Source organism: Actinomadura chokoriensis (assembly GCF_039529475.1).
Classification (GTDB): domain Bacteria; phylum Actinomycetota; class Actinomycetes; order Streptosporangiales; family Streptosporangiaceae; genus Spirillospora; species Spirillospora bangladeshensis.
The window spans coordinates 84,473-110,534 of the sequence record NZ_BAAAMW010000012.1 but is presented as its reverse complement, the minus strand read 5'-3'; the positions used below and the strand labels follow the sequence as shown (position 1 = coordinate 110,534).

At 71.4% G+C, this 26,062-nt stretch carries 24 protein-coding genes; 16 read left to right on the top strand and 8 right to left on the bottom strand.

Going from position 1 to position 26,062, the window contains the following annotated elements:
* Nucleotides 1-2: 2 nt before the first annotated feature.
* From trpS to ABFX46_RS24945, 3 genes are all read left to right on the top strand, one after another.
* The gene (gene trpS, locus ABFX46_RS24955; protein ID WP_346045676.1) at nt 3-1,070 is read left to right on the top strand and encodes a tryptophan--tRNA ligase; all 1,068 of its coding nucleotides are present in this window, start codon (nt 3-5) and stop codon (nt 1,068-1,070) included.
* Nucleotides 1,060-1,713: a 2'-5' RNA ligase family protein gene (locus ABFX46_RS24950; protein ID WP_346045674.1), complete on the top strand. Its 654-nt coding sequence runs from the start codon at nt 1,060-1,062 to the stop codon at nt 1,711-1,713. Before trpS ends, ABFX46_RS24950 begins: the two co-directional genes overlap by 11 nt.
* Before the next feature lie 196 nt (nt 1,714-1,909).
* Complete coding sequence (locus ABFX46_RS24945; protein WP_346045673.1) at nt 1,910-2,965, top strand: YihY/virulence factor BrkB family protein; 1,056 nt, start codon at nt 1,910-1,912, stop codon at nt 2,963-2,965.
* A gap of 18 nt (nt 2,966-2,983) precedes the next feature.
* Here ABFX46_RS24945 and ABFX46_RS24940 read toward each other — a convergent pair whose 3' ends face one another.
* Complete coding sequence (locus tag ABFX46_RS24940) at nt 2,984-4,264, bottom strand: D-alanyl-D-alanine carboxypeptidase family protein (RefSeq protein WP_346045671.1); 1,281 nt, start codon at nt 4,262-4,264, stop codon at nt 2,984-2,986.
* Between the two features lie 482 nt (nt 4,265-4,746).
* Here ABFX46_RS24940 and ABFX46_RS24935 point away from each other — a divergent pair, with 482 nt between their 5' ends.
* The 8 genes from ABFX46_RS24935 to ABFX46_RS24900 all read left to right on the top strand — a co-directional run bounded on the left by ABFX46_RS24935 (nt 4,747) and on the right by ABFX46_RS24900 (nt 15,020).
* Nucleotides 4,747-5,913, top strand: coding sequence for a glutamate--cysteine ligase (locus ABFX46_RS24935; protein ID WP_346045669.1), 1,167 nt, complete (start codon nt 4,747-4,749; stop codon nt 5,911-5,913).
* A gap of 334 nt (nt 5,914-6,247) precedes the next feature.
* Complete coding sequence (locus tag ABFX46_RS24930) at nt 6,248-7,537, top strand: M20 family metallopeptidase (RefSeq protein WP_346045880.1); 1,290 nt, start codon at nt 6,248-6,250, stop codon at nt 7,535-7,537.
* A gap of 278 nt (nt 7,538-7,815) precedes the next feature.
* On the top strand, nt 7,816-8,877 hold the full coding sequence (locus ABFX46_RS24925; protein ID WP_346045666.1) for a BMP family lipoprotein: 1,062 nt from the start codon (nt 7,816-7,818) through the stop codon (nt 8,875-8,877).
* A gap of 210 nt (nt 8,878-9,087) precedes the next feature.
* Nucleotides 9,088-10,626, top strand: a complete 1,539-nt coding sequence (locus ABFX46_RS24920; RefSeq protein ID WP_346045664.1) for an ABC transporter ATP-binding protein — start codon at nt 9,088-9,090, stop codon at nt 10,624-10,626.
* Nucleotides 10,623-11,981 (top strand): ABC transporter permease subunit, encoded by a 1,359-nt coding sequence (locus ABFX46_RS24915; RefSeq protein WP_346045662.1) that lies wholly within the window; start codon nt 10,623-10,625, stop codon nt 11,979-11,981. The genes ABFX46_RS24920 and ABFX46_RS24915 overlap by 4 nt, the downstream gene beginning before the upstream one ends.
* Nucleotides 11,978-13,333 carry an ABC transporter permease gene (locus ABFX46_RS24910; RefSeq protein WP_346045660.1) on the top strand — a complete coding sequence of 452 codons (1,356 nt, stop codon included), beginning with the start codon at nt 11,978-11,980 and terminating at the stop codon, nt 13,331-13,333. Before ABFX46_RS24915 ends, ABFX46_RS24910 begins: the two co-directional genes overlap by 4 nt.
* Nucleotides 13,334-13,337: 4 nt before the next feature.
* Nucleotides 13,338-13,742 carry a cytidine deaminase gene (locus ABFX46_RS24905; RefSeq protein ID WP_346045658.1) on the top strand — a complete coding sequence of 135 codons (405 nt, stop codon included), beginning with the start codon at nt 13,338-13,340 and terminating at the stop codon, nt 13,740-13,742.
* A 3-nt stretch (nt 13,743-13,745) separates the two neighbouring features.
* A complete protein-coding gene (locus ABFX46_RS24900) occupies nt 13,746-15,020 on the top strand; it encodes a thymidine phosphorylase (RefSeq protein ID WP_346045656.1) in 1,275 nt (424 codons plus the stop codon).
* A 37-nt stretch (nt 15,021-15,057) separates the two neighbouring features.
* Here the strand turns inward: ABFX46_RS24900 and ABFX46_RS24895 are convergent, their stop codons facing one another.
* Nucleotides 15,058-15,225 (bottom strand): hypothetical protein, encoded by a 168-nt coding sequence (locus ABFX46_RS24895; protein WP_346045654.1) that lies wholly within the window; start codon nt 15,223-15,225, stop codon nt 15,058-15,060.
* Between the two features lie 390 nt (nt 15,226-15,615).
* On the opposite strand from ABFX46_RS24895, the gene ABFX46_RS24890 reads away from it, so the two are divergent.
* Complete coding sequence (locus ABFX46_RS24890; protein WP_346045652.1) at nt 15,616-16,221, top strand: hypothetical protein; 606 nt, start codon at nt 15,616-15,618, stop codon at nt 16,219-16,221.
* A 45-nt stretch (nt 16,222-16,266) separates the two neighbouring features.
* Here the strand turns inward: ABFX46_RS24890 and ABFX46_RS24885 are convergent, their stop codons facing one another.
* Nucleotides 16,267-17,016, bottom strand: coding sequence for an alpha/beta hydrolase family protein (locus ABFX46_RS24885; protein WP_346045651.1), 750 nt, complete (start codon nt 17,014-17,016; stop codon nt 16,267-16,269).
* A gap of 221 nt (nt 17,017-17,237) precedes the next feature.
* Nucleotides 17,238-18,239 (bottom strand): zinc-binding dehydrogenase, encoded by a 1,002-nt coding sequence (locus ABFX46_RS24880; protein ID WP_346045649.1) that lies wholly within the window; start codon nt 18,237-18,239, stop codon nt 17,238-17,240.
* Between the two features lie 94 nt (nt 18,240-18,333).
* Between ABFX46_RS24880 and ABFX46_RS24875 the strand changes: the two genes are divergently transcribed.
* The gene (locus ABFX46_RS24875) at nt 18,334-18,987 is read left to right on the top strand and encodes a maleylpyruvate isomerase N-terminal domain-containing protein (RefSeq protein WP_346045648.1); all 654 of its coding nucleotides are present in this window, start codon (nt 18,334-18,336) and stop codon (nt 18,985-18,987) included.
* Between the two features lie 238 nt (nt 18,988-19,225).
* On the opposite strand, the gene ABFX46_RS24870 is transcribed toward ABFX46_RS24875, so the two are convergent.
* On the bottom strand, nt 19,226-20,143 hold the full coding sequence (locus ABFX46_RS24870) for a LysR family transcriptional regulator (RefSeq protein WP_346045647.1): 918 nt from the start codon (nt 20,141-20,143) through the stop codon (nt 19,226-19,228).
* Between the two features lie 288 nt (nt 20,144-20,431).
* Here ABFX46_RS24870 and ABFX46_RS24865 point away from each other — a divergent pair, with 288 nt between their 5' ends.
* Entirely contained in the window at nt 20,432-20,905 is a 474-nt protein-coding gene (locus ABFX46_RS24865; protein WP_346045646.1) for a hypothetical protein, read from the top strand.
* Nucleotides 20,906-20,935: 30 nt separating this feature from the next.
* Here ABFX46_RS24865 and ABFX46_RS24860 read toward each other — a convergent pair whose 3' ends face one another.
* From ABFX46_RS24860 to ABFX46_RS24850, 3 genes are all read right to left on the bottom strand, one after another.
* Nucleotides 20,936-21,421, bottom strand: a complete 486-nt coding sequence (locus tag ABFX46_RS24860; protein WP_346045645.1) for a DinB family protein — start codon at nt 21,419-21,421, stop codon at nt 20,936-20,938.
* Between the two features lie 22 nt (nt 21,422-21,443).
* Nucleotides 21,444-22,247: an ArsR/SmtB family transcription factor gene (locus ABFX46_RS24855; RefSeq protein ID WP_346045643.1), complete on the bottom strand. Its 804-nt coding sequence runs from the start codon at nt 22,245-22,247 to the stop codon at nt 21,444-21,446.
* A 76-nt stretch (nt 22,248-22,323) separates the two neighbouring features.
* Nucleotides 22,324-22,986 (bottom strand): maltokinase N-terminal cap-like domain-containing protein, encoded by a 663-nt coding sequence (locus tag ABFX46_RS24850; RefSeq protein WP_346045642.1) that lies wholly within the window; start codon nt 22,984-22,986, stop codon nt 22,324-22,326.
* 72 nt (nt 22,987-23,058) lie between these two features.
* Here ABFX46_RS24850 and ABFX46_RS24845 point away from each other — a divergent pair, with 72 nt between their 5' ends.
* Together ABFX46_RS24845 and ABFX46_RS24840 are read left to right on the top strand one after the other, a co-directional pair.
* Nucleotides 23,059-23,511 carry a TIGR03618 family F420-dependent PPOX class oxidoreductase gene (locus tag ABFX46_RS24845; protein WP_346045641.1) on the top strand — a complete coding sequence of 151 codons (453 nt, stop codon included), beginning with the start codon at nt 23,059-23,061 and terminating at the stop codon, nt 23,509-23,511.
* A 1,006-nt stretch (nt 23,512-24,517) separates the two neighbouring features.
* Complete coding sequence (locus tag ABFX46_RS24840; RefSeq protein ID WP_346045640.1) at nt 24,518-26,020, top strand: acyl-CoA dehydrogenase family protein; 1,503 nt, start codon at nt 24,518-24,520, stop codon at nt 26,018-26,020.
* Nucleotides 26,021-26,062: the final 42 nt, after the last annotated feature.

The window sequence follows — 26,062 nt, the reverse complement described above, 5'->3', positions numbered from 1 at the left end:
CCATGTCCGAAGCGCCCAGCCAGCCAGCGTCCGGAACCACCGCGGCCAAGCCGCGCGTGTTCTCCGGCATCCAGCCCACCGCCGACTCGTTCCACCTCGGCAACTACCTGGGCGCGCTCCGGCAGTGGGTCGCGATGCAGGACACGCACGAGGCGTTCTACTGCGTCGTCGACCTGCACGCGATCACCATCGAGCACGACCCGGCGCTGCTGCGCCGCCGCACGAAGGTCGCCGCCGCGCAGCTGTTCGCGATGGGCCTCGACCCCGACCGCGCCACCGTGTTCGTGCAGAGCCACGTCCCCGAGCACGCCGAGCTGGAGTGGATCCTCGGCTGCCTCACCGGGTTCGGCGAGGCGGGCCGGATGACCCAGTTCAAGGACAAGTCGTCCAAGCAGGGCACGAGCGGCACCAGCGTCGGGCTGTTCACCTACCCGGTCCTGCAGGCCGCCGACATCCTGCTCTACACCCCGGACCCGGCCGCCGGGCGGGCGCTGCGCGTCCCCGTCGGCGAGGACCAGCGGCAGCACCTGGAGCTGACCCGCACCCTCGCGGGACGGTTCAACCACCGGTTCGGCGAGACGTTCGTGCTGCCGGACGCGCACATCCCCGAGGGCGCCGCGAAGATCACCGACCTGCAGGAGCCGGGCGCGAAGATGAGCAAGTCGGCGTCCTCGCCGCAGGGCATCATCGACGTGCTGGAGGAGCCCGGCCCGATGCGCAAGAAGATCATGCGCGCGGTCACCGACACCGGCTCCGAGGTCGTCTACGACGAGGAGAAGAAGGCCGGCGTCACCAACCTGCTGCGGATCTTCTCCGCGCTGGAGGGCACGTCCGTCCCCGACCTGGAGGCCCGCTACGCGGGCTCCGGCTACGGGCAGTTCAAGAAGGACCTCGCGCAGGTCGTCCTCGACACCTTCACCCCCATCAGGGAGCGCACGCTCAAGCTGCTGGACGACGAGGAGCACCTCGACCGCCTCCTCGCCCAGGGCGCCGAGCGCGCCTCCGACGTCGCCGTGCGGAATATGGAGACCGTGCGCGAACGGGTGGGATTCGTGGGACGTGGTCGCTGACCGCGAACCGCGCGACGCCGCCGCGGCGGGCCAGGGGGAGGCCCGCTCCGCGGCCCATACCACGATGGTCGGCGGCATTCCGGCGGTGAGCGCGCCCGGCCGCCGCGCGATCGGCGTCGCCATCCCCATCCCCGACCCGCACGGGTCCTACCTGCAGGCCAGGCGCGCCTCGTTCGGCGACCCGCTCGCCCACGCCATCCCGACGCACATCACGCTGCTCCCGCCGACGGAGGTGGACGAGGCCGCGCTGGACGGCATCCACGCCCACCTGCTGAGGGTCGCGCACACCGAGCGGGCCTTCCCGATCAGATTGCGCGGCAGCGGAACGTTCCGGCCGGTGTCCCCGGTCGTGTTCGTGGCGCTCGCCGAGGGGATCGGCGGCTGCGAACGCGTCCAGGAGAAGGTTCTGTCGGGCCCGCTGGCGCGTCCGCTGCCCTTCCCGTACCACCCGCACGTGACCATCGCCCACCACCTGCCCGACGACGTCATGGACCGCGCGTTCAAGGAGCTCGCCGGCTACGGCGCCGACTTCCACGCCTGGGGGTTCTCGCTCTACGAGCACGGCCTGGACGGCGTCTGGCGCCGCCACTGCGACTACATCTTCGGCGACGGCGCCGTCCCCGCCCCCGGATCCATCACGTAGGAGCCCGGGCCCCGGCGGGTGAAGCTCGGCCGGCGGTTACGGGACGGGCACGCGGAGGGCGCCCCAGCGCCCGGAGCGGGCATGCCCGGCGCGCCGCGTCCCCGCAGCGGAGCGCTAGCGGAGCGAGGAGACCCGTGCCGCGCAGCCGGGGGGTGCGGGGGGTCGTCCCCCCGGTAAAAACGGGTACGTTCCGTGCATGCGGCAGGTGATCAACGGGGTGCAGGGGCGGATCGAGTCCCTGTTCGGTAAAGGGAAGGGCCTGCTGCGCGACGCGCGGGAGCGGTGGGGGTGGCTCGACCACCAGGCCCGCGCGTTCGAGCGGTACCAGGACCGGCGCGGCGACCGGCTCGCCGCCGCGCTCACCTGCTATGCGTTCCTGTCGTTCTTCCCGCTGCTGGCGCTGGCGTACTCGCTGCTCGGGTACCTCGTCGGGGTCAGCGCGCAGGCCCGCGACTACTTCGTCCGGGCGGTCAACTCGCAGCTGCCGGGCCTCGCGGGCCAGCTCCAGGTCGAGCAGATCGCCCAGTCGAAGACGACGGTCGGGATCGTCGGCCTGGTCGCGCTGCTGTTCACCGGGCTCGGCTGGGTGCAGGTGCTGCGCGAGTCCCTGCGCGACATCTGGGGCAACGAGCCGGGCGGCGGCGGCAACTTCGTCCTCAAGCGGGTCTGGGACGCGGCCGTGCTGGCGTTCCTCGGCGTGATCCTCATCTGCGGCATGGCGGTCACGACCGTCACGACGTCCGCCACGCACACCGTCCTCGGCTGGCTCGGCTGGGACCACGTGGCCGGGGCCGGGACGGGGCTGCGGCTGCTGGCGCTGGCCATGGCGGTCCTGTTCGACACCGTGGTGTTCCTGGTGCTGTTCAGCCGGCTGTCGGGCACCCGCGCGCCCTGGCGGCGGATCATCCGGGGCGCGCTGCTCGGCGCCGTCGGGTTCGAGATCCTGAAGCAGGGCGCGGCGATCCTGCTCGCGCGGACGACGCAGAACCCCGTGTACGGGACGTTCGCCGTCCTGGTCGGGCTGATGGTGTGGATCAACATCGCGTCCCGGTTCGCGCTGTTCGCCGCCGCGTGGACGGCCACCCGCCGCGTCGTCCTCACCGCCGACGCCGAGAACCCGGAGAACTGCGCGGACAAGGCCGAGGTCGAGGCCCTCCGCCACCGGGCCGACGCCGACGCCGACGCCGACGCCGGAACCGACGCCGACACCGACGCGGACGGCGAGCCCTCGTCCGCGCGCTCCGCGCGGTGAGCCGCCGGCCGGTGTGAGCTACCGGCGGGGGTCGCGGCCGATGGAGCCGGAGCGGGCCGCCTCCAGGCGGCGACGGCGCCGCAGGACGACGAACAGCACGGCGACCGCCAGCAGGGCGCCGGCCGCGCCGCCGCCCACGAGGAGCCACCTGCGGGACGCGTCGTCCGAGGCGAGCGGGGCGTCGGGCAGCACGCCGCCCGCGTGGCCGTCCTTCTTGGCCTGCTCCACCTCACCGGGCGGGACGAGCGCGCCGACCGGCCGCACCTTGCCGCGGGCGGCGAAGCCCCAGTCGAGCAGCTTGGCCGCGTACGGGGACGGCGGCCGGTCCGCGTGCATCAGCGAGATCACGATGGTGTGGCCGCCGCGCCGCGCCTCGGCGACGAACGTCTGCTTGGCGGCGATCGTGTAGCCGTTCTTGCCGCCGACCATGCCCGCGTAGGCCTCGCGCTCGCCCGCCAGCATGTGGTTGTGCGTGTGGATCGGGTACCCGCCGACCTTCTTGCCCTTCTTGCGCTCCTTCTTGGTGGGCGGCGCGGGGAAGGGGAAGTCGATCGCCTGCATGTAGGCGCGGTACTGCGGGTTCTTCATGCCCTCGCGCAGGATCAGCGCCAGGTCGTAGGCCGAGGTGTGCTGGGTGCGGACGTCCAGCCCGAGGTCCTTGTCGAGCCCGTTCGGGGACCCGGCGAGGGTGTCGCGGGCGTTGATCCGCTTCGCCTCGGCGTTCATGTCGGCGAGGGTCTTGCGCACCCCGCCGTCCGCCTCGGCGAGCGTGTACGCCGCGTCGTTGGCCGACATCATCAGCATCGCGTGGAACAGGTCGGAGACCTTGTACTGCATCTTGGGGGTCAGCCCGACCTTGGTGCCCTCGACGTCGCACGCCTTCTGCGAGGGGCGGACGAGCCGGTTCGGGTCCAGCTTGGGGATCAGCGTCAGCGCGGTCAGCGTCTTGATCGTGCTGGCCGGGAGGTAGCGGCCGTGCGGGTCCCGGGCGGCGAGGACCTCGCCGGTGTCGGCGTCCGCGATCAGCCAGGAGGAGGCTTTGATCTTCGGCACCGCCGGGACGCCGGGCGCCGCGTTGACGACGACGCCGCGGCCGGCCAGTTGCGGCCCGCCGACGACCTCGGCCCGCGGCGGGGCCGCGGTGGCGGGCACGGTGGCGGGCACGGTCAGGGGCGCCGCCGCGGTGGCGGGCGCCGCGACCAGCGCGGGCGCGGCGGCGACGGAGGCCACCGCGACCGGAATCGTGACCCTCGTCAGGGCGCGGCGGACGCCGGCCGGCCCTCGTCGCTCGGCTCGCAAGCTCTCGACGCTCCTCTTTCCCGTGGAAGCGGAACCGCTTCCGACGCGCAGGCGCCCAACGCCCATGACTCCCCCGAAGACTAGGCGACACATCCGGCGAAGGGGTACCCGACCGTGAAGACGGCAAGCACGGGACGGACGCGACGCATGACTCAGACGTGATATGACGGTACGTAAGGGACACTCGGCCCTGGTCACGTTCCGTCACGCCAGGTATTTTGGGACGGGCTGACTAGTTCGATCTAGTGGTGCCCCGAACAAGATCGATGACCGAAAAGTAGGACCCCCGGACGTCCGCCCCCGCCCGCATGAGTCAAATGATCCGCAAAGGGCATGGACAACCGGCAGGGTGGCGGGCACGAGCGCCATCATGGAGCGAACACGTGACCTGGACCGGCGTTTGTCCAGGCTTAGGGACCCGCTGGCTGAATTGCGCCACGTGCCACGCAACGACCTGCAAGGATTGTGGACGGAGGTTGGCCGTGGCCATTGACTTCAACGCATCGAACGGCGCGACGCTCGGCGTCGAGTGGGAGCTCCAGCTCGTCGATGCGGAGACCAGGCACCTGCGGCAGGACGCGCGCGAGGTGCTCGCCGACCTGCCCTCGCTCAGCCTGGACGGCGACAACCCGCGCATCCGCCACGAGCTCATGGAGTCGATGGTCGAGATCGTGACCGGCATCTGCAGCACCGTCGGGGAGGCCAAGACCGACCTGGCCGGCACGCTCGGCGCGCTGCGGGGCGCCGCCGCCGACCGCGGCATCGCGCTGGCCTGCACGGGCACCCACCCGATCAGCGACTGGCGGGACGCCGTGACGGCCCCGATGGGCCGCTACGCCCAGCTCGTCGAGGAGATGCAGTGGCTGGCCCGGCGCATCCAGACGTTCGGCGTTCACGTGCACGTCGGCATCTCCGACGGCGCCAAGGCGATCCCGATCGTCAACGCGCTCTCGTCCTACCTTCCGCACTTCCTGGCGCTCACCGCGTCCAGCCCGTTCTGGAGCGCCGGTGACACCGGCCTCGCGTCCTGCAGGGCGATCGTCTTCGGCCAGATGCCGACGGCCGGACCACCCCACCTGTTGGACGACTGGGCCGCCTTCGAGGATTACATGGACACGCTGATGCGTTCGGGAACCATAAGGAGCATCAAGGACGTCTGGTGGGACATCCGCCCGCATCCCGACTTCGGGACGATCGAGATCAGGATGTTCGACGGCATTCCCACCCTGCGTGAGGTGGGGATGGCCGCCGCGCTGTGCCAGAGCCTGGTCACGCTGTTCGAGCAGCAGCTCGACCGGGGCTACACGCTGCCGAGGCCGGCCGCGTGGGTCGTGCGCGACAACAAGTGGCGCGCCACCAGGTACGGGCTCGACGCCATCGTCATCACCGACGACAGCGGCAACACCGCACCGCTCCGCGACGACCTGTACGAGCTGATCCGGGAGCTGGAGCCGGTGGCCGACCGGCTGGGCTGCGCCGAGGAGCTCAAGGTGGCCGGCGAGGTACTCGAGCACGGGGCCCCGTACGAGCGGCAGCGCGCGATCCGCGCCGAGGGCGGGACGCTGGAGAACATCGTCGACGCGGCGATCACCGAGCTCGCGGAGGACCGGTTCGTCACACTGGGGGAGGTCGTACATGCCGGAGCCTGACAGGCCGCAGCGGACGGCCCGCCCCGGGGAGCGGGCCCGGGCGGTGGACCGGTCGGGCGCGGCGACCCCGGCCGGGCCCGTGAACGCACGGCCGCCCAAGAGCGAACAAGTAGCAGACAACGTTCCCGAGATCGAGAACACCACCGGGCGGACGCCGTTCGGCTCCGCCGTCGCGCAGGGGGCGCAGATGACACATCCGGGACCCGGGGTGATGCCCGGCCTTGAACCACCCACCGCCGCGGACCCCGCGGAGCAGGGCGCCGGCGGTGACGCCGCCCGCCTGAACGGGGCCGCGGCATCCGGCGGGGCCGCGTCCGAGGCCATGCCCCCGCCGATGTCCGCGCCCGTGCCCGCCGCCGGGACCTCCCGTCCGGCCGTGCCGCTCGGCGGCGCCGTCCTGCAGCCGCAGCTCGACGCGTTCCTGGCCGCGCACGAGGACGAGCTGATCGCCTTCCGCCGCGACCTGCACGCGCACCCCGAGCTCGGCTACGCCGAGCACCGGACCACCGCCAAGATCGCCGAGCGGCTGCGCGCCGCTGGCCTCGACCCGGTGATCCTGCCCAAGGGCACCGGCCTGTTCTGCGACATCGGCCCCGCCGACGGCACCACGGTCGCGCTGCGCGCCGACATCGACGCGCTCCCGCTGCAGGACGAGAAGGAGAACGCCCCCTACCGGTCGACGGTCCCGGGCGTCGCGCACGCGTGCGGCCACGACGTCCACACCACGATGGTGCTGGGCGCGGGCCTGTTCCTCGCCCAGCAGGCCGAGGCGGGGCTGCTGCCGGGACGGGTCCGGCTGCTGTTCCAGCCCGCCGAGGAGACCCCGGGCGGCGCCCTGGACGTGATGGCCGCCGGCGGCATCGCCGGCGTCGACCGCGCGTTCGCGCTGCACTGCGACCCGCGCATCGAGGTCGGCCAGCTCGGGCTGCGCTCCGGCCCGATCACCGCGGCCTGCGACAAGGTGTACGTGAAGGTCACCGGGCCCGGCGGGCACACCGCCCGGCCGCACCTGACCGCCGACCTCGTGTACGCGCTCGCCAAGATCGTCACCGAGCTGCCGTCCGCGCTGTCCCGGCGCGTCGACCCGCGCTCCAGCCTGTCGCTGGTGTGGGGCCGCGTCTCCGCCGGGTCCGTCGCCAACGCGATCCCGGACGACGGGATCGCCGAGGGCACCGTCCGCTGCCTGGACGACGAGGCGTGGCACCGCGCGCCCGAGATGATGAAGGCGCTGCTGCAGTCGGTCGCCGCCGCCTACGACGTGGAGGCGTCGCTGGAGTACATCCGGGGCGTTCCGCCGACCGTGAACGAGGCGGCCAGCGTGCAGATGTTCCGCGACGCCGCCGCGCAGGTCATCGACGAGGAGGGCGTCGTCCCGACCCCGCAGAGCCTCGGCGGCGAGGACTTCGGCTGGTACCTGGAGTCGATCCCCGGCGCGCTCGCCCGGCTCGGCGTCCGCACCCCGGGCTCGTCCGGCGAGTACGACCTGCACCGCGGCGACTTCGACGTCGACGAGCGGTGCATCGCGGTCGGCCTGCGGGTGCTCAGCGCCACCGCGCTGACCGCGCTCTGGGAGGGCGGCCGTCCCGGCGACGCCGAGTCCATCGAGGGCGCGGCCCTGGCCTAGCCCTTCCGGCCGCGTGATCCGGCGAGATCAGGCGGCTTGATCACGCAGCGTGATCTTCTGTCTCCCGCCCATGCCCGCGGGACAGGGGCGCTCGGCGATGCCCGCTCGGGCCGTCGTCTCGCCGCTGACCTGTGGCGATATGCGTACGCATTGGTAACGGACCTGTTGCGAATCGGTGCAGGCGGGAAGTTTGCCCTCTTTCGCGAGGTAGCGTCCGATCGATTTCGGTGACCGAAGCGGTCGCCGACCCGTGGGTGGGGAACGGAAGGAGCGCTACCTTGCGCCGTGGACTGAAGACGACGCTCGTCGCCGTGGCGGGTGCGGCACTGACGCTGAGCGGTGCCTCCGCGTGCGGCGGCAAGAAGGCGGACACCGGCGGCGGTGACGAGGGCGCCAAGAAGACCCTCAAGGTCGGCCTCGCCTTCGACATCGGCGGGCGCGGCGACCAGTCCTTCAACGACTCGGCCGCCGCCGGCCTGGACAAGGCCAAGAAGGACCTGAACCTCCAGACGGAGGAGATCTCCGCCAAGCCGGACGAGCCCGACTCCGACAAGGAGTCGCGCCTTCGGCTGATGGCCAACAAGGGCTACAACCCGATCATCGGGGTCGGGTTCGCCTACACCGCCTCGGTCAACAAGGTCGCCAAGGACTTCCCGGACACCAAGTTCCTCGTCGTCGACGCCGACCAGTGCAAGGTCGAGGGCGCGAACGTCAGCGGCTCGTGCTTCGCCGAGGAGCAGGGCTCCTTCCTGGTCGGGGCGGCCGCGGCGCTGAAGTCGAAGTCCGGCACGATCGGGTTCATCGGCGGCGTCAACGTGCCGCTGATCCAGAAGTTCCAGGCCGGTTACGAGGCGGGCGCGAAGGCGGCCAAGCCGGGCATCAAGATCCTGCCGGCGAAGTACCTGACGCAGCCGCCGAACTTCAACGGCTTCAAGGACACCAGCCTCGGCAACGAGGCCGCCAAGGGCCAGCTCGACCAGGGCGCGGACGTCATCTACCACGCCGCGGGCGGCGCCGGCATCGGTGTCATCAAGACCGTCGGCGCGGCCGGCAAGTGGGCCATCGGCGTCGACTCCGACCAGTACAACCAGCCCGCGGTCGCCGGGGTGAAGGAGCACATCCTCACCTCCATGGTGAAGCACGTGGACGTGTCGGTGTTCGACTTCGTGGAGAGCGTCGCCGACGGCTCGTTCAAGGCCGGCACCAAGACCTACGACCTCAGCAACGACGGCGTCGGCTACTCGACGTCCGGCGGCAACGTCGACGACATCAAGGCCAAGCTGGACGAGCTGAAGGCCAAGATCGTCAGCGGCGAGATCAAGGTCCCGACGAAGCCCTGACCGGCCGACCGGGAGTGCGGGGGGACGTCCCCGCACGGTGACGTGGGGCCGTTTCGCCCGGCCGTAACCGCGCACCGGGAGTCACCCGCCGGGTGGCTTCCGGTGCGGCGGCGCGTTCACCCCCGGGACGTTCGTCCGGGACGTTCATTGCGAGACGCGGCGACGTCCACCGCCCAAGACAGCGCGTTCGAGGCAGGAGGAGGGGCACTCGTGCCTGACCAGGTGCCGGCCGTGCGGCTGACATCGATCACCAAGCGGTTCCCCGGAGTGGTGGCCAACCGCGACATCAACCTCACCATCGAGCGCGGCGAGGTGCACGCGCTCTGCGGTGAGAACGGCGCCGGCAAGTCCACGCTGATGAAGATCCTGTACGGGATGCAGAAGCCGGACGAGGGCACCATCGAGGTCGACGGCGAGCAGGTCTCGTTCCGGACCCCGGCCGACGCGATCGGCCGCGGCATCGGCATGGTCCACCAGCACTTCAAGCTGGCCGACAACCTGACCGTGCTGGAGAACGTCGTCCTCGGCGCCGAGCCCCGCGGCAAGGGCCGGCGGCGCGGCCGCATCGACTTCGCCGCGGCCCGCGCCAAGATCAAGGAGATGTCGCAGGCGTACGGGCTGCGCGTCGACCCCGACACGCTGGTGGAGGACCTCGGCGTCGGCGAGCGGCAGCGCGTGGAGATCCTCAAGGTGCTGTACCGGGGCGCCCGCGTGCTGATCCTGGACGAGCCGACCGCGGTGCTCGTCCCGCAGGAGGTCGACGAGCTGTTCGGCAACCTGCGGGAGCTGCGCGCCGAGGGCCTCACCGTGCTGTTCATCTCGCACAAGCTGGACGAGGTGCTGACCGTCGCCGACACGATCTCGGTGATCCGGCGCGGCACCACCGTCGCGACCCGGCTCGACCCCCGCGAGGTCACCTCGCGGAGGCTGGCCGAGCTGATGGTCGGGTCGGAGCTGCCGACGCCGGAGCTGCGCGAGTCGACCGTCACCTCCGACGTCCAGCTGGACATCGGCGGGCTGACCGTGCTCACCGGCGAGGGCCGCCCCGTGGTGGACGAGGTGTCGCTGCGCATCCGCCGCGGCGAGATCGTCGGGCTGGCGGGCGTCGAGGGCAACGGGCAGAGCGAGCTCATCGAGGCGATCATGGGCATCCGCGGCGCGGACGCCGGGACGATCGTCTACGGCGGCGAGGAGATCACCCACTGGGCGACCCGGCGGCGCCGCGAGGCCGGCATCGCCTACATCCCCGAGGACCGGCACCGGCACGGGCTCGTCCTCGAAGGCTCGCTCTGGGAGAACCGGATGCTGGGCCACCAGACGCAGAAGCCGAACGTCCGCGGCCCGTGGGTGGACCGGCGGGGCGCCCGCCGCGACACGACCCGGATCGTCCGGGAGTACGACGTCCGGACGCCCGGGATCGACGTGCCCGCCGCCGCGCTGTCGGGCGGCAACCAGCAGAAGCTGATCGTCGGGCGGGAGATGTCCGGCGACCCGCGGCTGCTGATCGCCGCGCACCCGACGCGCGGCATCGACGTCGGCGCCCAGGCCGCCATCTGGGACTACCTGCGGCAGGCCCGCGCGGACGGGCTGGCCGTGCTGCTGATCAGCGCAGACCTTGAGGAACTCATCGGAATGTCCGACACCCTGCACGTGATCCTGCGGGGCCGGCTGGTCGCGGAGGTCGATCCGCGGACCGTCACCCCCGAGGAACTCGGCTCCGCCATGACCGGTGCGGGCGGCGCCTCATGAGCGACCCGAAGGACCCGACGCCGCCGGGCGGCGAACCGGAGGGACGCGAGCCGTCCGTACCGGAGCAGCGCGAACCCGACCCCTCGGAGACCACGTCCGCCGAGCCGCCCGAGCCTGCGCCGGGGGCTGACTCCGGCGGGCCGCCCGCGTCCGGCGGGACCGCGACCACGCCCGGCGCGGCGGAGATCGCCGCGGTGCCGGCCTGGAAGGCGGTCATCAAGGGGATGGGCCCGACCGGGCTCGGCCTGAAGATCGGCGCGCCGGTGCTGGCGCTGCTGATCTCGCTCGGCATCACGATGGTCCTGCTGCGGATCACCGGCGCCGACCCGATCAGCTCGATCCAGAGCATGATCGACTACGGCACCACCGAGAACTCGATCGTCGACATCGTCAACCGCGCGACCCGCTACTACCTGTCGGCGGTCGCGGTGGCGATCGGGTTCCGGATGGCGCTGCTGAACATCGGCGTGGACGGCCAGTACCGCATCGCCGCGTTCCTCGCCGCCGCGCTCGGCGGCGCGCTCACCCTGCCCGCTCCGTTCGGGCAGCTGCTGGTGATCGTCGCCGCGATGGTCGTGGGCGGGCTGTGGGCCGCGATCGCGGGCGTGCTGAAGGTGACCCGCGGGGTCAGCGAGGTGCTGTCCACGATCATGCTGAACGCGATCGCGACCGGCGTCATCGCCTACCTGCTGAACGACAAGCGGCTCGCCGAGGTGCGGCCGGGCAGCAACAACGTCGCGACCGCGCAGATCCCCGAGTCGGGACGGGTCGGCGGGCTGAACGGCTTCCTGGCCTCGATCGGCATCGACCTGCCCGGCGACGTGTACGGGCTGCTGCCCCTCGCGATCCTCGTCGGGATCGTGTTCTGGGTCGTCATCAACTACACCCGGTTCGGGTTCGACCTGAAGATCTCGGGGCTGTCGGCGTCCGCCGCGCAGGCCAGCGGCGTCAACGCCCGGCGCATGATCGTCTACACGATGATCGCGTCCGGTGTGGTGGCCGGCCTGATCGGCATGCCGGAGCTGCTCGGCGCGTCGTACGAGTACTCGCTGAACTTCCCGGCCGGGCTCGGCTTCACCGGCATCACGGTGGCGCTGCTCGGCCGCAACCATCCGGCCGGCATCGCGCTCGCCGCGCTGCTGTTCGCGTTCCTCGACCAGACCTCCGACGTGCTGCAGGAGGTCGACGTGCCGAAGGAGATCGTCGGGGTCATGCAGGGCGTGGTCGTGCTGACCGTCGTCATCGTGTACGAGCTCGTCCGGCGCTGGGAGATCCGGCTCCAGCAGCGGGCCGTCGCCGCCGAGCTGGCCACCGGCCACGACCTGGCCCGCGAGGCCGCTGGGAGCGCCTCATGAGCGCCGCGACCGAGACGGTGGCCGCCGTGAAGGCCGGGTCCCGCAAGATCCAGCTGCGCTGGCCGCACTACGCGCTGATCATCGCCGGGCTGCTGGTGCTGCTGTCGCTGGTCCGCGTGATCGACGACGCCGACCCGGTGACGTCCAGCGGGACGGTCAGCGCCTCGCTGCGCCTCGCCGTGCCGATCTTCCTCGCCGGCCTCGGCGGGCTCTGGTCGGAGCGCTCCGGCGTGATCAACATCGGCCTCGAGGGCATGATGATCCTCGGCACCTGGACGGGTGCGTGGGCCGGCTACCAGTGGGGCCCGTGGATCGGCGTCCTCGCCGGGATCATCGGCGGCGCGCTCGGCGGCCTGCTGCACGCCATCGCGACGGTGTCGTTCGGCGTCGACCACATCGTGTCCGGCGTCGCGATCAACATCCTCGGGCTGGGGCTGACGCAGTTCCTCGCCGGGCTGATCTTCGACACCGGCGCGGCGAAGGCGCTCGGCGGCGGGCCGCGGCAGTCGCCACCGGTCGATCCGATCATGACGTTGACGCTGCCGGTGCTGTCCGGCGGCAAGATCGGCGGCTGGCAGAGCCCCGACTGGCTCGGCTCGCTGGAGGGCCACCACTGGTTCCTGCTCTCCGATGTCGCCGGCATCGTCCGCGGGCTGACCAGCGACATGTCGCTGCTGACGCTCGTGTCGCTGCTGCTCGTCCCGCTGAGCTTCCTGATCCTGTGGCGGACCCCGTTCGGCCTGCGCATCCGCTCCTGCGGCGAGGACCCGTACGCGGCCGAGTCGCTCGGCGTGCAGGTGTACCGGATGAAGTACGCCGCGGTGGTCATCTCCGGCGCGTTCTCCGGCCTGGCCGGCGCGTTCCTCGTCACCGTCGCCGCCCCGCTCTACCAGGACGGCCAGACCAACGGCCGCGGCTTCATCGGCCTCGCCGCCATGATCTTCGGCAACTGGCGTCCGGGCGGGCTCACCGCGGGCTCGCTGCTGTTCGGGTACACCGACGCGATGAACGTGCGCGGCGGCGGGCAGTCCGTCCACGCGCTGCTGCTGTTCGTGGCGGTCCTGCTGGTCGCCGTCGCGGTGTGGCAGGGGATCCGCGCGAACCGGCTGCGGGGCGAGCTCACCAGCGACCTGAACCGCCGCGAGATGCGCAACGCCTACCTCGGCGCGGTGCTGGCGCTGGTGTCGGCCGCCGGGCTGCTCGCCTGGTTCCTGATGAGCGAGATCGTCCCCGGCGAGCTGGTCTCCTTCACGCCGCACCTGACGACCCTGCTCGTCCTGGCCCTGGCCAGCCAGCGGCTCCGCATGCCCGCCGCCAACGGGATCCAGTACCGCCGCGGTGAGGCACGATAAGGGCATGGAGATCGACTGGCCGGCCCTGCGCGACGCCGCGCGGGAGGCGATGACGCGCGCGTACTGCCCGTACTCCGGTTTCCCGGTCGGCGCCGCCGCCCTGACCGACGACGGCCGGGTCATCACCGGGTGCAACGTGGAGAACGCCTCGTACGGGGTCGGGCTCTGCGCGGAATGCTCGCTCGTGTCGGCGCTGCACGGCCCCGGCAAGCCGGAGCGGCCCCGGCTCGTCGCCGTCGCGGTCGTCGACAAGCACGGCGACCCCGTGATGCCCTGCGGGCGCTGCCGCCAGCTCCTCTGGGAGCACGGCGGCGCCCCGATGCTGCTGGAGACCGTCCGCGGCATCCTGCCCATGTCGGACGTCCTGCCGGACGCGTTCGGCCCCGACGACCTGATCGAGAGAGCGTGATCCGTGGACGCCATTGACGTCATCCGCGCCAAGCGCGACGGGGGCGAGCTGACCCCCGCGCAGATCGACTGGGCGGTCGACGCCTACACGCGGGGCGCGATCGCCGAGGAGCAGATGTCGGCGCTGGCGATGGCGGTCCTGCTGAACGGCATGACCCGTCCCGAGGTGGCCCGCTGGACGGAGGCGATGATCCGGTCGGGCGAGCGGATGGACTGGTCGTCCCTCGACCGCCCGACCACCGACAAGCACTCGACGGGCGGCGTCGGCGACAAGATCACCCTGCCGCTGGCGCCGCTGGTAGCGGCGTGCGGCGCCGCCGTCCCGCAGTTGTCGGGCCGCGGCCTCGGCCACACCGGCGGGACGCTCGACAAGCTGGAGTCGATCCCGGGCTGGAAGGCGTCGCTGTCGAACGCGGAGATGCTGGACGTCCTGCGGTCCGCGGGCGCGGTGATCTGCGCGGCGGGCAGCGGCCTGGCCCCGGCCGACCGCAAGCTGTACGCGCTCCGCGACGTGACGGGCACGGTCGAGTCGATCCCGCTGATCGCCTCCTCGATCATGTCGAAGAAGATCGCCGAGGGCACGGGCGCCCTGGTGCTCGACGTGAAGGTCGGCTCCGGCGCCTTCATGAAGACGGTCGACAACGCCCGCGAACTGGCCGAGACGATGGTCGCGATCGGCACCGACCACGGCCTCCGCACGATCGCCCTGCTGACCGCCATGGACCGTCCGCTCGGCAACGCGGTGGGCAACGCCGTCGAGGTCGCGGAATCCGTCGAGGTCCTCGCCGGCGGCGGCCCGTCCGACGTGGTCGAGCTGACCCTGACCCTGGCCCGCGAGATGCTCGCCGCCGCCGGCCTGACCTCGAAGGACCCGGCGGACGCGCTGAAGGACGGCTCCGCCATGGACGTCTGGCGCCGCATGATCACCGCCCAGGGCGGTGACCCGGACGCGCCGCTGCCGTCCGCCCGCGAGACGCACACGGTCACGGCCCCGTCCTCCGGCGTCCTGACGAAGCTGGACGCCTACGGAGTCGGCGTGGCGGCCTGGCGCCTCGGCGCGGGCCGCGCCCGCAAGGAGGACCCGGTCTCGTTCGGCGCAGGCGTGACCTGCCACGCCAAGCCGGGCGACACGGTCAAGGAGGGACAACCCCTCCTGACCCTCCACACCGACGACGAGACCCGTTTCGCGCGCGCCCTGGAGTCCCTGGACGGCGCCTACGAGATCGAGCCCGGCGGGACCCCGTCCCTCCACCCCTTGATCATCGACCGAATCGCCTGACCCGCATCCCGCGTTCCCCCGGCGGCCGCGTCGGCGGTCAGCCGGGGTAGCGGATGTCCTCGTCGAGTTCGAAGCGGCCCGAGTCCGCGATGACCTGAGGCTTGGGCGGCGTCTCCTGGACGGCCACCGTGTCCTCCAGCCGCATATGCGGCGGAAGCTCACGCCACCGGCCGGCCGTGTCCCCGTGCCGCTGATCATCGCTCATACCACCATGATGCCGTTCCGAGTGCATCGTGGAAATGCCTGCAGGCGCTGTGAGGTAGAGCTCCCAGTCCTCCGGTTCGGTGTCGAGTTCGCTGCCCGGGTCCTTCGGTGTCCGCTTCCGGACCGCACATTCCGCGTTTTCCCGGTGGCCGAAACAGGTCCCCAGCTGCTGAAGTCGGTAGTCGGGCCCCGTCCCCGGAGGGGAGGGGACACGGCGCCACGCGGTTGGACTTCTACCAGGACCTCCTTGGGACCACCAGCACGGTGAATCCGGCCGCCGCCCGTCGAAGAGTGACCGGATCGTCCGCCTCCACCGGCCGGGAGGCACCGTGGCCCACGCGGGCACGCTGACCAAAGGCCGGGATCTCACCGCGTAAAGGAGCTGTTCAACGTGCGCCCTGTCATCCTCCCCACCCTGGCGACTGCATTCGCCGTGGCGATGCTCGCGGCCTGCGGGACGGGCGAGGAGGGGAAGGCCGGGGCCGCCGAATCCGGCCCCGCCCAGCCGCCCGCGTCGTCCGCGTCGTCCGCCCCGGCCGCTCAGGAGAAGACCCTTCAGGTATCCGAGACCCCTGTCGGTAAGTGGAGCGGGAAGGGGAGCATCTGCAAGATCATCCCGGTGGAGACGGTCGGGAAGGTGCTCGGCGTCCCCACGCCGACCGGCGCCGAGTTCGACCGGAACGACATGCCCGCCAACCGCGGCCTCGACACCTGCACCTACAGCCTCGCGGACGGGACGAACGTCACGCTCGCGCTCAAGGAGACCTCTGCCGAGGGCTGGGCGACGGCGCGGAAGGAGATCGAGGCCGCCGGCGGCTACGAGAAGGTCGCCATCGAGGGCACCGACGGAGGTTACGTCGGGCACCTCAACCGCGTCCTCGCCCTCCAGGCGGTCATCAAGAAGGGCGATCTGCTGGCGAGCGGGCTGAACGACAGCGAAGGCGCGACCAACGACGGACTCGCGAAGCTCACCGCCCTCGTCCTCCTGGCGGCATAGCCGGTATCGGCGTCCGCGTTCTGGTGGACGCCGATACCGGTCAGGTCAGGCCGCGGCGCCGCTCAGGTGGCGGGCGAAGAAGCGCACGGCGCTGTCGGACTCGAATCTGGGCACCTCTTTGTGCGTGCCCGCGTTCGCGTGCAGCGTCTTCTCCTTCGAGGCGAAGGCGTCGAACAGCGCGAGGCCGGATTGGCGCGGGATGTGCTGGTCGTCCCACTGGAGCGCGAACTCGACCGGGACGGTGATGCGGCTCGCCACCTCGGCCAGGTACTCGTTGTGCCAGAAGATGCCGAAAGCGGCGGCGGTGATCCGGGGGTCGGCCGCCGTCAGCGGCATCCCGATCGCGGTCCCCATGTTGAGGCCGTAGTAGCCGACCGGGCCTTCGTCGCCGATCTCGGGCAGTTGCTGGAGGGCGTCCAGGGTCGCCTGCCATTCCGGTACGGCGCGCTCCGCCAGATGCAGGTTGTAGGGGACGACGATCGGCCCGACCGGTTCCCCCGAGGCCATCGCCGCCTGCATCGCGGCGATTTCACGGTCGTCGATGTCGGTGCGCGGACGGTCGCCGTGGCCGGGCGCGTCGATGGCCGCGACGTTGAAGCCGCAGCGGGTGACGAGGAGGTGGGCGCGGCCGGCCGTCGGCGGGGCCTTGCTGTCACGGCCGCCGCCGTGCCCCAGCAGGACGAGCGGGGCGCGGTCGCCGCCGGAGGCGGGCGTCCAGAGCATGCCGGGGATGTCGCCCACGGAGAATTCGCGTGCGAGGACACCGTCGGACGATGTCTCCGCACTGAAACGCACGGATTGGACGGGTACAGAGCGCATGGGTTCTGCCTTTCGGGAGTGCCTTGCCTGCTGCGGCGCTCCCGGCGACCCCTACGTCGATCGCCCTACCGTGAACGACGAGGGAGCACCCACATCGATACAGCGTTCATGGGTCTCACCTCCTCGCGTGATGTCACGGCCTCCGGCACGTTAACACCCGGACGCCGTCCGTCCAACCCTTTTTCCACCGGCCTGGGTCAATGCCGGACGCGGACGACGAGTTTGCCGGTGGCGCGGTTGTGCTCCATGTCGTCGTGGGCCTGCGGCACCTGCTCCAGGCCGTCGTAGACGCGGTCCACGGGGAAGGCCAGCCGTCCGGCCGCGACCGCGTCGAGGATTTCCTGGAGTGCCTCCCGGGACAGGTCGGCGGCGTCACCGAAGTAGCCCGCCAGCCGGACGCCCCTCGGGATGTACTCGTTGGGGGAGAAGTCCCGGACCGTCCACTGGTTGGAGAGGCTCCCGCCGAAGCAGGCCGTGCCGTGGACGCGCACCGTCCGCAGGGTGTCGGGCAGGGTCGGCGTGCCGACGAGGTCGAGGGCGGCGTCGACGCCGTCCGGGAACAGTTCGCGGACCGCGGGCGCGACCTCGCCGGTGTCGAGCAGCGGGTGGTCTACGCCGCGCTCCTTCAGGAAGGCGAGGCGGTCGGCCCGCCGGGTCGTGGACAGCACCGTGGCGCCGCGCCATCCGGCGAGCGCGGCGGCGGCCAGGCCGACCGAGGACGTCCCACCGCGGATCAGCAGCGACTGGCCTGGCCGCAGGTCGAGGCCGACGGTGAGCGAGCCGTGGGCGGTCTGCACCATCTCCGGCAGGGCGCCCAGCACCTCCCAGGGCAGGTCGCTCTCGATGGGGATGACCTGGGACAGCGGCACCGAGGTGTACTCGGCGTAGCCGCCGTCGTAGGTGCGCCCCATGTCGCCCATCATCGCGACGACCTTCTGCCCCCGCTCCAGCCCGCTGCCAGGCGGTGCCGCATCGACCGTCCCGGCGGCCTCGATGCCCGGCACCCGGGGGAAGGTGACGCCGACGCTCACCCCGAGCCGGAGTTTCAACTCCGAGCGGTTGAGGCCGAACGCCTCGACGCGGATGCGCACCCAGCCGTCCCGTTCCGGCGGGAGCGGAAGCGTGGTCAGCCGCAGGTTCTCCACCGGGCCCGGACCGGAGAGCTGGACGGCGTGCATGGCGGTCGGCGAGGGCGTCATGAGCCCGCCTTCTTCCCGGGAGTAGGGGAATCGGACGACGATGGTCAACATGAAGCCGCACCGGCTTCATTCCCGCGGCACTAGCTTTGCCGGAATGGACCTGTTCTCACGCTCTTGGACGGCGTTGCGCGCGGCGGTCGGCGAACTCTCCGGCGACGACTTCGAGCGGCCGTCCGGGTGTTCCGGCTGGCTCGTCCGCGACCTGGTGTGCCATCTGGTCATCGACGCGCAGGACGTACTGATCACCCTGGTCACGCCCGCCGACGCGGAACCGACCGCGGACTCGGTCACCTACTGGAAGCTCGTCGAGCCCCCGACCGGCGACGACCCGCTGGACGCGCTGATCCCGCGGCTGGCCGCCGCCTACGGCGACCCGAGCCTGCTGAAGTTCCACCTCGACGACGTCGGCGCCGCCGCCGGCCGCGCCGCCGGACTCGCCGACCCGGCCCTCCGCGTCGGCACCCAGGACATGGTGCTGACCGCCGGCGACTACCTGTCCGCGTACGTCATGGAATGGACGCTGCACCACCTCGACCTGATCGCGCACCTGCCTGCGGCCACCGACCCGCCCGCCGAAACCCTGGCCGCCGCACGCGCGATGCTGGAGAAGATCGCCGGAACACCGTTCCCGGCCGCGCTCTCCGACCGGGACGCGCTGCTCGTCGGCACCGGCCGCCGTCCCCCGACGGACGCGGAGAAAGCTGCTCTGGGCGACCTCGCTGCGAGGCTCCCCTTCGTCCTCGGCTGAACGCGCGCCCCGCCGTTCCGTCCGGTCAGTCCGGGAGCGCCAAGCGCGCGACTGCGGGCTGAGGGTCGCCTTCACTTCGGTCGGCCAATCCCGTGCCCCCGCGCGTTCCAGGTCGGCGCGGATTCGCTGGGGAGCACCGCGTCGGTGCCGATAGTTTCCGGTCTCGGTGGCGGCCGGAAGAAAGGTGTCCCTGGTTCGGGTGCTTGATGAGTGGTGGGTTGCGGCCCGCGCGATTCCGCTATCCGTGGGAGACGGACGATCCGGTGTAGTGGCGGGGCTGGTCGGCGGCGACGAGGGCGGCGAATTCGGTGGCGAGGGGGCTCAGCGCGTCCCATTGGCGGGCGGCCCAGCCGACCGTGATGGGGGAGAGCGCGGGGATCGGGACGGTCCGCACCGCACTGGACGGTGCGAGCCCCAGCCTGGGCAGGGACGGCAGGATGGCGTGGCCGATGTCGAGTTCGGCGAGCAGGACCGCCGTGTCCCAGTCGGCGACGCCCACGGTCTCCGCGGGTGTGCAGCCGAGGCGGACGAAGTTCTCCTCAAGGCGCCGGTGTGACGCGGAGTTCGCCGGATGGGCGATGTAGCGGATCGCGCGCAGGTCGGCGGGGGCGATGCTCTGCCGGGCGGCCAGCGGGTCGGCGGCGTTGACCACGAGGACCCACGGCAGGTCGATGACCGGGCGCTGCTGGATGTCGGGCACCGGCCCGTCGAGCGTGATCCACGCCAGGTCCGCCTGCCCGCTGCGCAGAAGGTCCAGGCAGCGGCGGGTGGAGTGGGCGGACTGGAGGCTCAGGGTCGCCTCCGGATGCCGGGTGCGGAACGCGGTGATGGCGTCCGGCATGAAGTGCCGCACCGTCACACCGCCCGTGGTGATCTTCAGGGTGCCGCCGTTGCCGTCGCGGAGTTCCCGGAGTTGGCGCAGCGCGGCGTCGAGCGAGGCGATGCCGGTCAGTGCCGCCTGGTAGAGGATCTGGCCCGCGTCCGTCGGCGCGACCCCGCGCGGCCGGCGTTCGATCAGCGCCAGGCCGATCTCGCGTTCGAGCCGTTTCACGTGCTGGCTGACCGCCGGCTGGCTGCAGGAGAGGGTGCGGGCGACCGCGCTGAGGTTGCGGCTCTCGCACACGGCCAGGAAGACCCGCAGGTCGTCTAGCGTCACCTATCAAAGGTATCCCTTAGAGATATCCAAGGAAATCCAAGAATTGACTGGAGTGCGCGGCCGCTCCAAGCTACCTCCTACGGAACCGGACGGTTTCCGCAAGCGGCGGCAACCCGTCCGCGCAACCCCGCGCAGTGCGCCGATGGCCCGGGACATACGGCCGGACGGCGACGGGGCGAGCGGGCGGGTGCCGACCTTGGCGAAGGAGACCGGCATGCACACCGATTACGGGGTTTTGTCATCCTTGAGGCGACTCATCGGGTGGATCGGCGGGGGACCATGGCGTCGGTGATCGTTCTGCTGCTCGGCATCCTGGCCGGGCTGGTCATCACCCCTGTCCTCTTTGTCCGGGGCCTCGTCCTGGGTGTTTCGCGGAAGCGGCGCTCCCCGGGCGTCCCGTGGAAGGCCGCCGCGCTCCTGGCCGGAGCCGCCGCGATCGGCGTGTACCTCTGGGGGATGTTGCTCGTGCTCTCCGACGTCATGTACGCGGAGGACGGCGGGGCCGACTCGTCACCGCTGCTGCCCTGCCGTTCCGCCGGCATGGCCAAAGCGATACACGTCGTCGACTACGGAATCGACTTCGTCCCGCTTCGCTTCGAATGCCGTCTCAACGGCGGCGGAAGCTACGCCACCTCCTCGGTACCCGCCTACATCACCCCTGCGGCCGCCGTCCTCGGCCTGGCGGGAATCGGACTCCGCGTCCGATACGCGGTCGTGGCAGATCGTCCGTCCCCGAACCGGCGTGCCGAGCCCACCCGGTAAGGGTTTCGGCGGCCTGCGGCAAATATTCGGCTAGTCGGACGCGGACAGGGCCAACAGCTGCTGGGTGTGCCCCGGGAGTTCCGCCTCCGCGAGGCCGGTGACGAGGTCTCGCAGCGGCAGGAACTCGTCCACCAGGACCTGGTCCTTGGACAGCAGCAGGGTGGGCACGGGCGTGTTGAGCTCGGCCTCGCTGCATGACATCGCGAGCGCGCACAGGGCGTCCGCCTGGTGACGGATGCGGTCCCGCAACTCCGCGCCGCGGCCGGTGAGCGTGATGACGTGGTCGATGGTCCACGCGTCCTGCGCCAGGCGGTTGTCGTAGGTCGCGACCGTGCCCGTCGCGGCGGAGGAGACGGCCGTGATGGTGGCGCCGCCGATCAGCACGGTGTGCGCCAGGATCTGGTCGGCGTCCCATTCGCCGGGCGGTGGGACGGGGCCGGGATCGGAGCCGGCCACGGTGGCGGCGGCGTCCAGCAACTCGCGATAGGCGTCCCGGAGCGGTGCGGTGTCCAACATGGTCTTCCTCCTGTCGGCTGGGTCAGGCGTGTGCGTCGGTCATCTCCCAGGGTGCCTGCGGAAGGACGTCGCCGGTCTCCAGCAGCGACTTGAGATTTGCCAGCACGGCCGGCCAGCCGCTCGAAATGCCGGCGCGCATCTCCTGATCGGGCAGGTTCTCGTGCGTCACCGTGAGGCGGACGATGTCCTGGTGCGGCTCGACGCGGAAGGTGACGACCGACGGGTCCCGCGGCGGCTGGACGTCCGGGGTGTCCTCGAAGGTGATGACCAGCCGCGTCGGGGGCTCGGCCTCCAGGACCCGTCCGACGACGTCGACGGCGCCCGACCCGTCGGTGCGCCGGTGCTCCCAAGCGGAGCCCGGCCGCCAGTCCGAGACGTTGGCGTGCCCCCAGTAGCGCGCGGTGAGGTCCGCGTCGGTGAGGGCCTTCCACACCTGGTCGGCGCTGGCGCGGATGTAGGTGACATAGACGTAGTCCGGCACGGTCGTGTCGCTCATGGCGTACTCCTCCGCCTGGTTCTTGATGGCACTGAGCGCCCGCAGGCGCGGTCGGTCGAACACGGAGATCCAGCGCTCCTCGATCTCGTGGATCGGCGCCGGGTTGAGGTAGTGCAGTCGTTCCCGTCCGCGCCGGACCACGGTCACGAGCCCGGCCCCGACGAGGACGTCGAGATGCTGCGTCGCCGACTGGCGCGCCATGTCGAGGCGTTCGCACAGCTCGCGCAGCGTCTGGCCGTTCTGCTCGCGCAGCCGGTCGAGCAGCAGGCGCCGCGTCGGATCGGCCAGCGCCTTGAAGACGGGATCCATCGTGTTCGCTTCGAGGCTCACCCCGCCATTATGCAGGTATTCACCTGCCTATCGTCAATGGCCATGTCATCGCGCCTGGTCAGAGCGGTTCTGAGCGTTACCGGGACGTGTGGATGACGGCGAAGGATGCCCGTGCCTCGGCTCCGCCCGGCGGCTGCCAGACGGCGGTGACGCGGCCTTCGGCCTCGCCGCCGTCCTCGTCCCCGATCGGCCGCAGGACGCGCGAAACGGTGACGGTCAGGGCCCCGCCGTCCTCGGTCGCCAGCACGATGCCGGTGCCGTCCCGTCCCTCCTCGACCGCAGTGATCGCGGCCATGGCCGGGAGATCGGCTCCGGCGCAATGCGTCGAGACGGACGACTCGGGCGTGTCGCTCTTGCTCTGGTGCTGGGCCTCGGCACGTCCCTGGACGAGGGCGAGGAGCTGCGCGACCAGCACCGGGTCGTGGGCGCCGTCGTACACCCACCGCCGTCCGAGGACGCCGTGCTCGGCCGTGCCGATGAGCGCCCCGCCGGCCCCGTCCAGCGGCGCCCCGCGGTAGGTCAGCGGCACCTGGTACGAGACGGGGCGGTCGCCGGACGTGTCCGTGACCACCATGAACTCGATGCCGACCTCCCCGGCCGGGTCGTCGAGCCGGAAACCGCCCGCCCTGGCCAGTTCGGGCTCGCGCCCTGCTCCGGCGTACCACGGCCGACCGGGAAGCCACGCGGCGAGCAACTCCAGCTTGCCGGGCGTCATCGTCGTCTTGTGAATGACTGCCATCCGGCCTTCCTACAGCACGACCGGCGCGCCGGACGCCGCGGCCTGCCCGGGTGAGCGTGAGAGGCTGGCGGCATGGGGATCGATCTCGCGGCCTTCGCCGAACTCGTACCTCTCGACCACGGGCTGTGCGTCGTCAGCACGCTCCGGGGCGATGGAAGCGTCCAGTCGTCCGTGGTCAACGCGGGGGTTCTGGAGCATCCGCTGCGGGACGGCCGGGTCGTCGGCCTGGTCGCCCAGGGCGGGTCGCGCAAACTGCGCAACCTGCGCGCCGACCCCCGGGTCACGATCGTCGCGCGCGCGGGCTGGCGCTGGGCGGCCGTGGAGGGCGACGCCGAGATCATCGGCCCGGACGACCCGCACCCCGACGTCGACGGCGAAGCGCTGCGGCGGCTGCTCCGGGACGTCTTCCGGGCCGCCGGCGGCACCCACGACGACTGGGACACCTACGACCGCGTGATGGCGGAGGAGCGGCGGGCCGCCGTGCTCATCACCCCGCACCGCGTCTACTCCAACCCGCAGTCGTAACTCGCCGCCAATCCGGGCGCGGGACCGTCAGACGGCTTTGAGGGCAGCGACACGTTCGGCCGCCCGGGGACCACGCCGGCTGGAACTGGAACCGGACGTTCTGCGCGCGCAGCCGCCGCGGCACCCCCGCGCCGACTCAGTCCGGCCGGTGTCGCGGTGTGAGGCCGGCGGGACGTTCGGTGACGGCCCGCAGTGCAAACGGCGCCGGTGCATCAGGGAGGCCGCCGATTCCATTGGCGTCGCCGATTTATTCTTTGTTATCGTCAATTTTCTGTCGGCAGGGGTACCAATGTCGGCCATGGAACGCAGCGTTTCAGTGCTTGACCGATCTCATTACCGGTCCACCGAAAATCATTACTGTGAAGGCATCGATATCGGGAAGATGTCCGCAATCACGCGGGCGCTAGGGATTTGTAGCGGGCGGGGGAGGTGTGCACGCGGCTCGGTGGCCAGCGCTCCGCGGGATCGAACCATTCGTGATCGAGAACTTCGACCGCGGCCTTTGCGCGGGTCGTGGCGCGGTTGTCAACAATCCGTCACCCAGTGTCTGCGGGGCACGCGGCCGGCACCGGATACGAGGGTCGCTAGCTGCACATACCTCGTGAAGCGGACTTATCTCCAACCGCCGGGCGCCCGCCCTGACCCGGCGCGGCCGGGCGGTCGGCCCGACCGCCCGTAACGGTGTGCAATATTGCCCCTTTTGTCACATCCGCAGCTGCGTGCACATTAAACTCGGGAATCTCATGCTGATCATGGGGGCGCTGGAGGCACGGCCGGAACACGGCCGGCAGGCTCGACCACCCGGTGGCTGATTACGGTCAGATAGGACCGCCTTGCGTCCGGTGATCGTTCGTTCCAGTATGGCGCGTGAGAGTTGCACGCGAGCGATGGGTGAGGAGGTTCGCGCGGTCGGCTTGACGGTCGATCGGGCAGGTGTGCGTTTCTGATCACTGGAATCTCGCGACTTCCCCCAGCACTGACATGCCGACCCGTGAGAGCTGACACCATGACGAATGCTCTGCCGTCCCTGCCGACCAATGACTTCATCGCCGGTATCGAGGCCGTCGCCTCCCGATTCGACACCGCCCACTACCCGCAGCAGAACCTCCCGGCCGACGACTGGACGCTGCTGACCCGGGCCGGGGTGCTGCTGCCGACGCTGCCGAGGGAGTACGGCGGCCGCGACAGCCACGTCGAGATGTGCAGGGTCGTGGAGGCCGTCTCCGAGTGGAACCTGCCGCTCGGCATGTACGTCACCGTCATCACGGGCGTCGCCCTGCGGCCCATCGCGCTGTGGGCGAGCGAGGAGGCCAAGCGGGAGGTGCTGCCGCAGTACGCCGGCGGCGACCCGATGGTCGCCGGGTTCGCCTCCACCGAGCCCGGCTGCGGCTCGGCGATGTCGGGCATGACCACCACGTTCGACGAGGTCGAGGACGGCTACCGGATCCGCGGCCGCAAGCACTGGCAGGCGTTCAGCTCCAGCGCGCACTGGTGGCTGGTCAGCGCGAAGAACGACGACCGGGGCCGCGAGTACGGCTACTTCATCGTCAAGCGCAGCGAGGGCTTCCGCACCCTGCAGCCGTACGAGCCGCTCGGCCTGAAGGTGATCGACTACGGGCTCAACGAGATCGACGCCGTCGTCCCGCCGCACCGCCGGATCCACGCGGACGGCCGCAACCTGAAGCCCATGGTGGAGATGCTCATGGCGTCGCGGGCGATGATGGCGGCGATGGGCTGCGGGTTCCTGCGCCGGCTCAGCCGCGAGGCGCACGCCTACGCCGACCGCCGCAAGATCGGACCGGGGCCGCAGTCGGCGATCCGGTTCGTCCGCTACCGGCTGGCGGCGATCGACACGTCCTACACCGTCTGCGCGGCGCTCAACGACTACCTGCAGACCTCGCTGGACATGAAGTCGGAGATGCTCGGCGCGTTCCCCGCCGTCCAGGCGATCAAGACGGTCGCCACCGAGCGGATGCTCAGCGCGGCGCACCACTACCAGCAGCTCGCCGGCGGCGAGGGGTACCGCTGCGGATCGCCGACCAACATCTCCGGTCAGGCGTTCCTGGACGCCCGCGTCTACACCATCTTCGACGGCACCAACGACCTGCTCAGCCAGCAGCTCACCGAGTACTGCCTCGCCCGGACGGGCGGGCTGCCGCTCAGCAAGTTCCTCGCCGAATGGCCGCTCACGGCGTCCGCGATCACCTCCCAGGGCATCGACCTCGGCTTCCTCGACCGGGACCTCCGCCAGGAGCACCTCGTGCTCGCCGGCCGCGCCATCGCCTACGCGTTCGCGATCGGCCAGGTCATGCGGTGGTCCGCCAAGGCCGGCCCGGACGCCGGCCGCCGCGCGCGGGCGGCGATCGAGTTCCTCAAGGCCGACATCGCCGGCGTCGCCACCGAGTTCGGCCTGCTGTCGTCCGGGGTGCTCGGCATCGAGGACGGCGCCGTCCCGCCCCCGGCCGGCGTGCGGTTCTCGCGGTCGGTGCCCGTCCCCGCCGAGGCGTGAGGGCCCCCGACCCGGACGCCCGCCCGCCCGGCGACCGGGCCG

Coding starts and splice junctions, on each gene's coding strand:
- trpS (WP_346045676.1), top strand. CDS start 3: ATGTCCGAAGCGCCCAGCCAGCCAGCGTCCGGAACCACCGCGGCCAAG.
- ABFX46_RS24945 (WP_346045673.1), top strand. CDS start 1,910: ATGCGGCAGGTGATCAACGGGGTGCAGGGGCGGATCGAGTCCCTGTTC.
- ABFX46_RS24930 (WP_346045880.1), top strand. CDS start 6,248: ATGTCCGCGCCCGTGCCCGCCGCCGGGACCTCCCGTCCGGCCGTGCCG.
- ABFX46_RS24915 (WP_346045662.1), top strand. CDS start 10,623: ATGAGCGACCCGAAGGACCCGACGCCGCCGGGCGGCGAACCGGAGGGA.
- ABFX46_RS24910 (WP_346045660.1), top strand. CDS start 11,978: ATGAGCGCCGCGACCGAGACGGTGGCCGCCGTGAAGGCCGGGTCCCGC.
- ABFX46_RS24905 (WP_346045658.1), top strand. CDS start 13,338: ATGGAGATCGACTGGCCGGCCCTGCGCGACGCCGCGCGGGAGGCGATG.
- ABFX46_RS24895 (WP_346045654.1), bottom strand. CDS start 15,225: ATGAGCGATGATCAGCGGCACGGGGACACGGCCGGCCGGTGGCGTGAG.
- ABFX46_RS24880 (WP_346045649.1), bottom strand. CDS start 18,239: ATGACGCCCTCGCCGACCGCCATGCACGCCGTCCAGCTCTCCGGTCCG.
- ABFX46_RS24875 (WP_346045648.1), top strand. CDS start 18,334: ATGGACCTGTTCTCACGCTCTTGGACGGCGTTGCGCGCGGCGGTCGGC.
- ABFX46_RS24860 (WP_346045645.1), bottom strand. CDS start 21,421: ATGTTGGACACCGCACCGCTCCGGGACGCCTATCGCGAGTTGCTGGAC.
- ABFX46_RS24850 (WP_346045642.1), bottom strand. CDS start 22,986: ATGGCAGTCATTCACAAGACGACGATGACGCCCGGCAAGCTGGAGTTG.
- ABFX46_RS24845 (WP_346045641.1), top strand. CDS start 23,059: ATGGGGATCGATCTCGCGGCCTTCGCCGAACTCGTACCTCTCGACCAC.
- ABFX46_RS24840 (WP_346045640.1), top strand. CDS start 24,518: ATGACGAATGCTCTGCCGTCCCTGCCGACCAATGACTTCATCGCCGGT.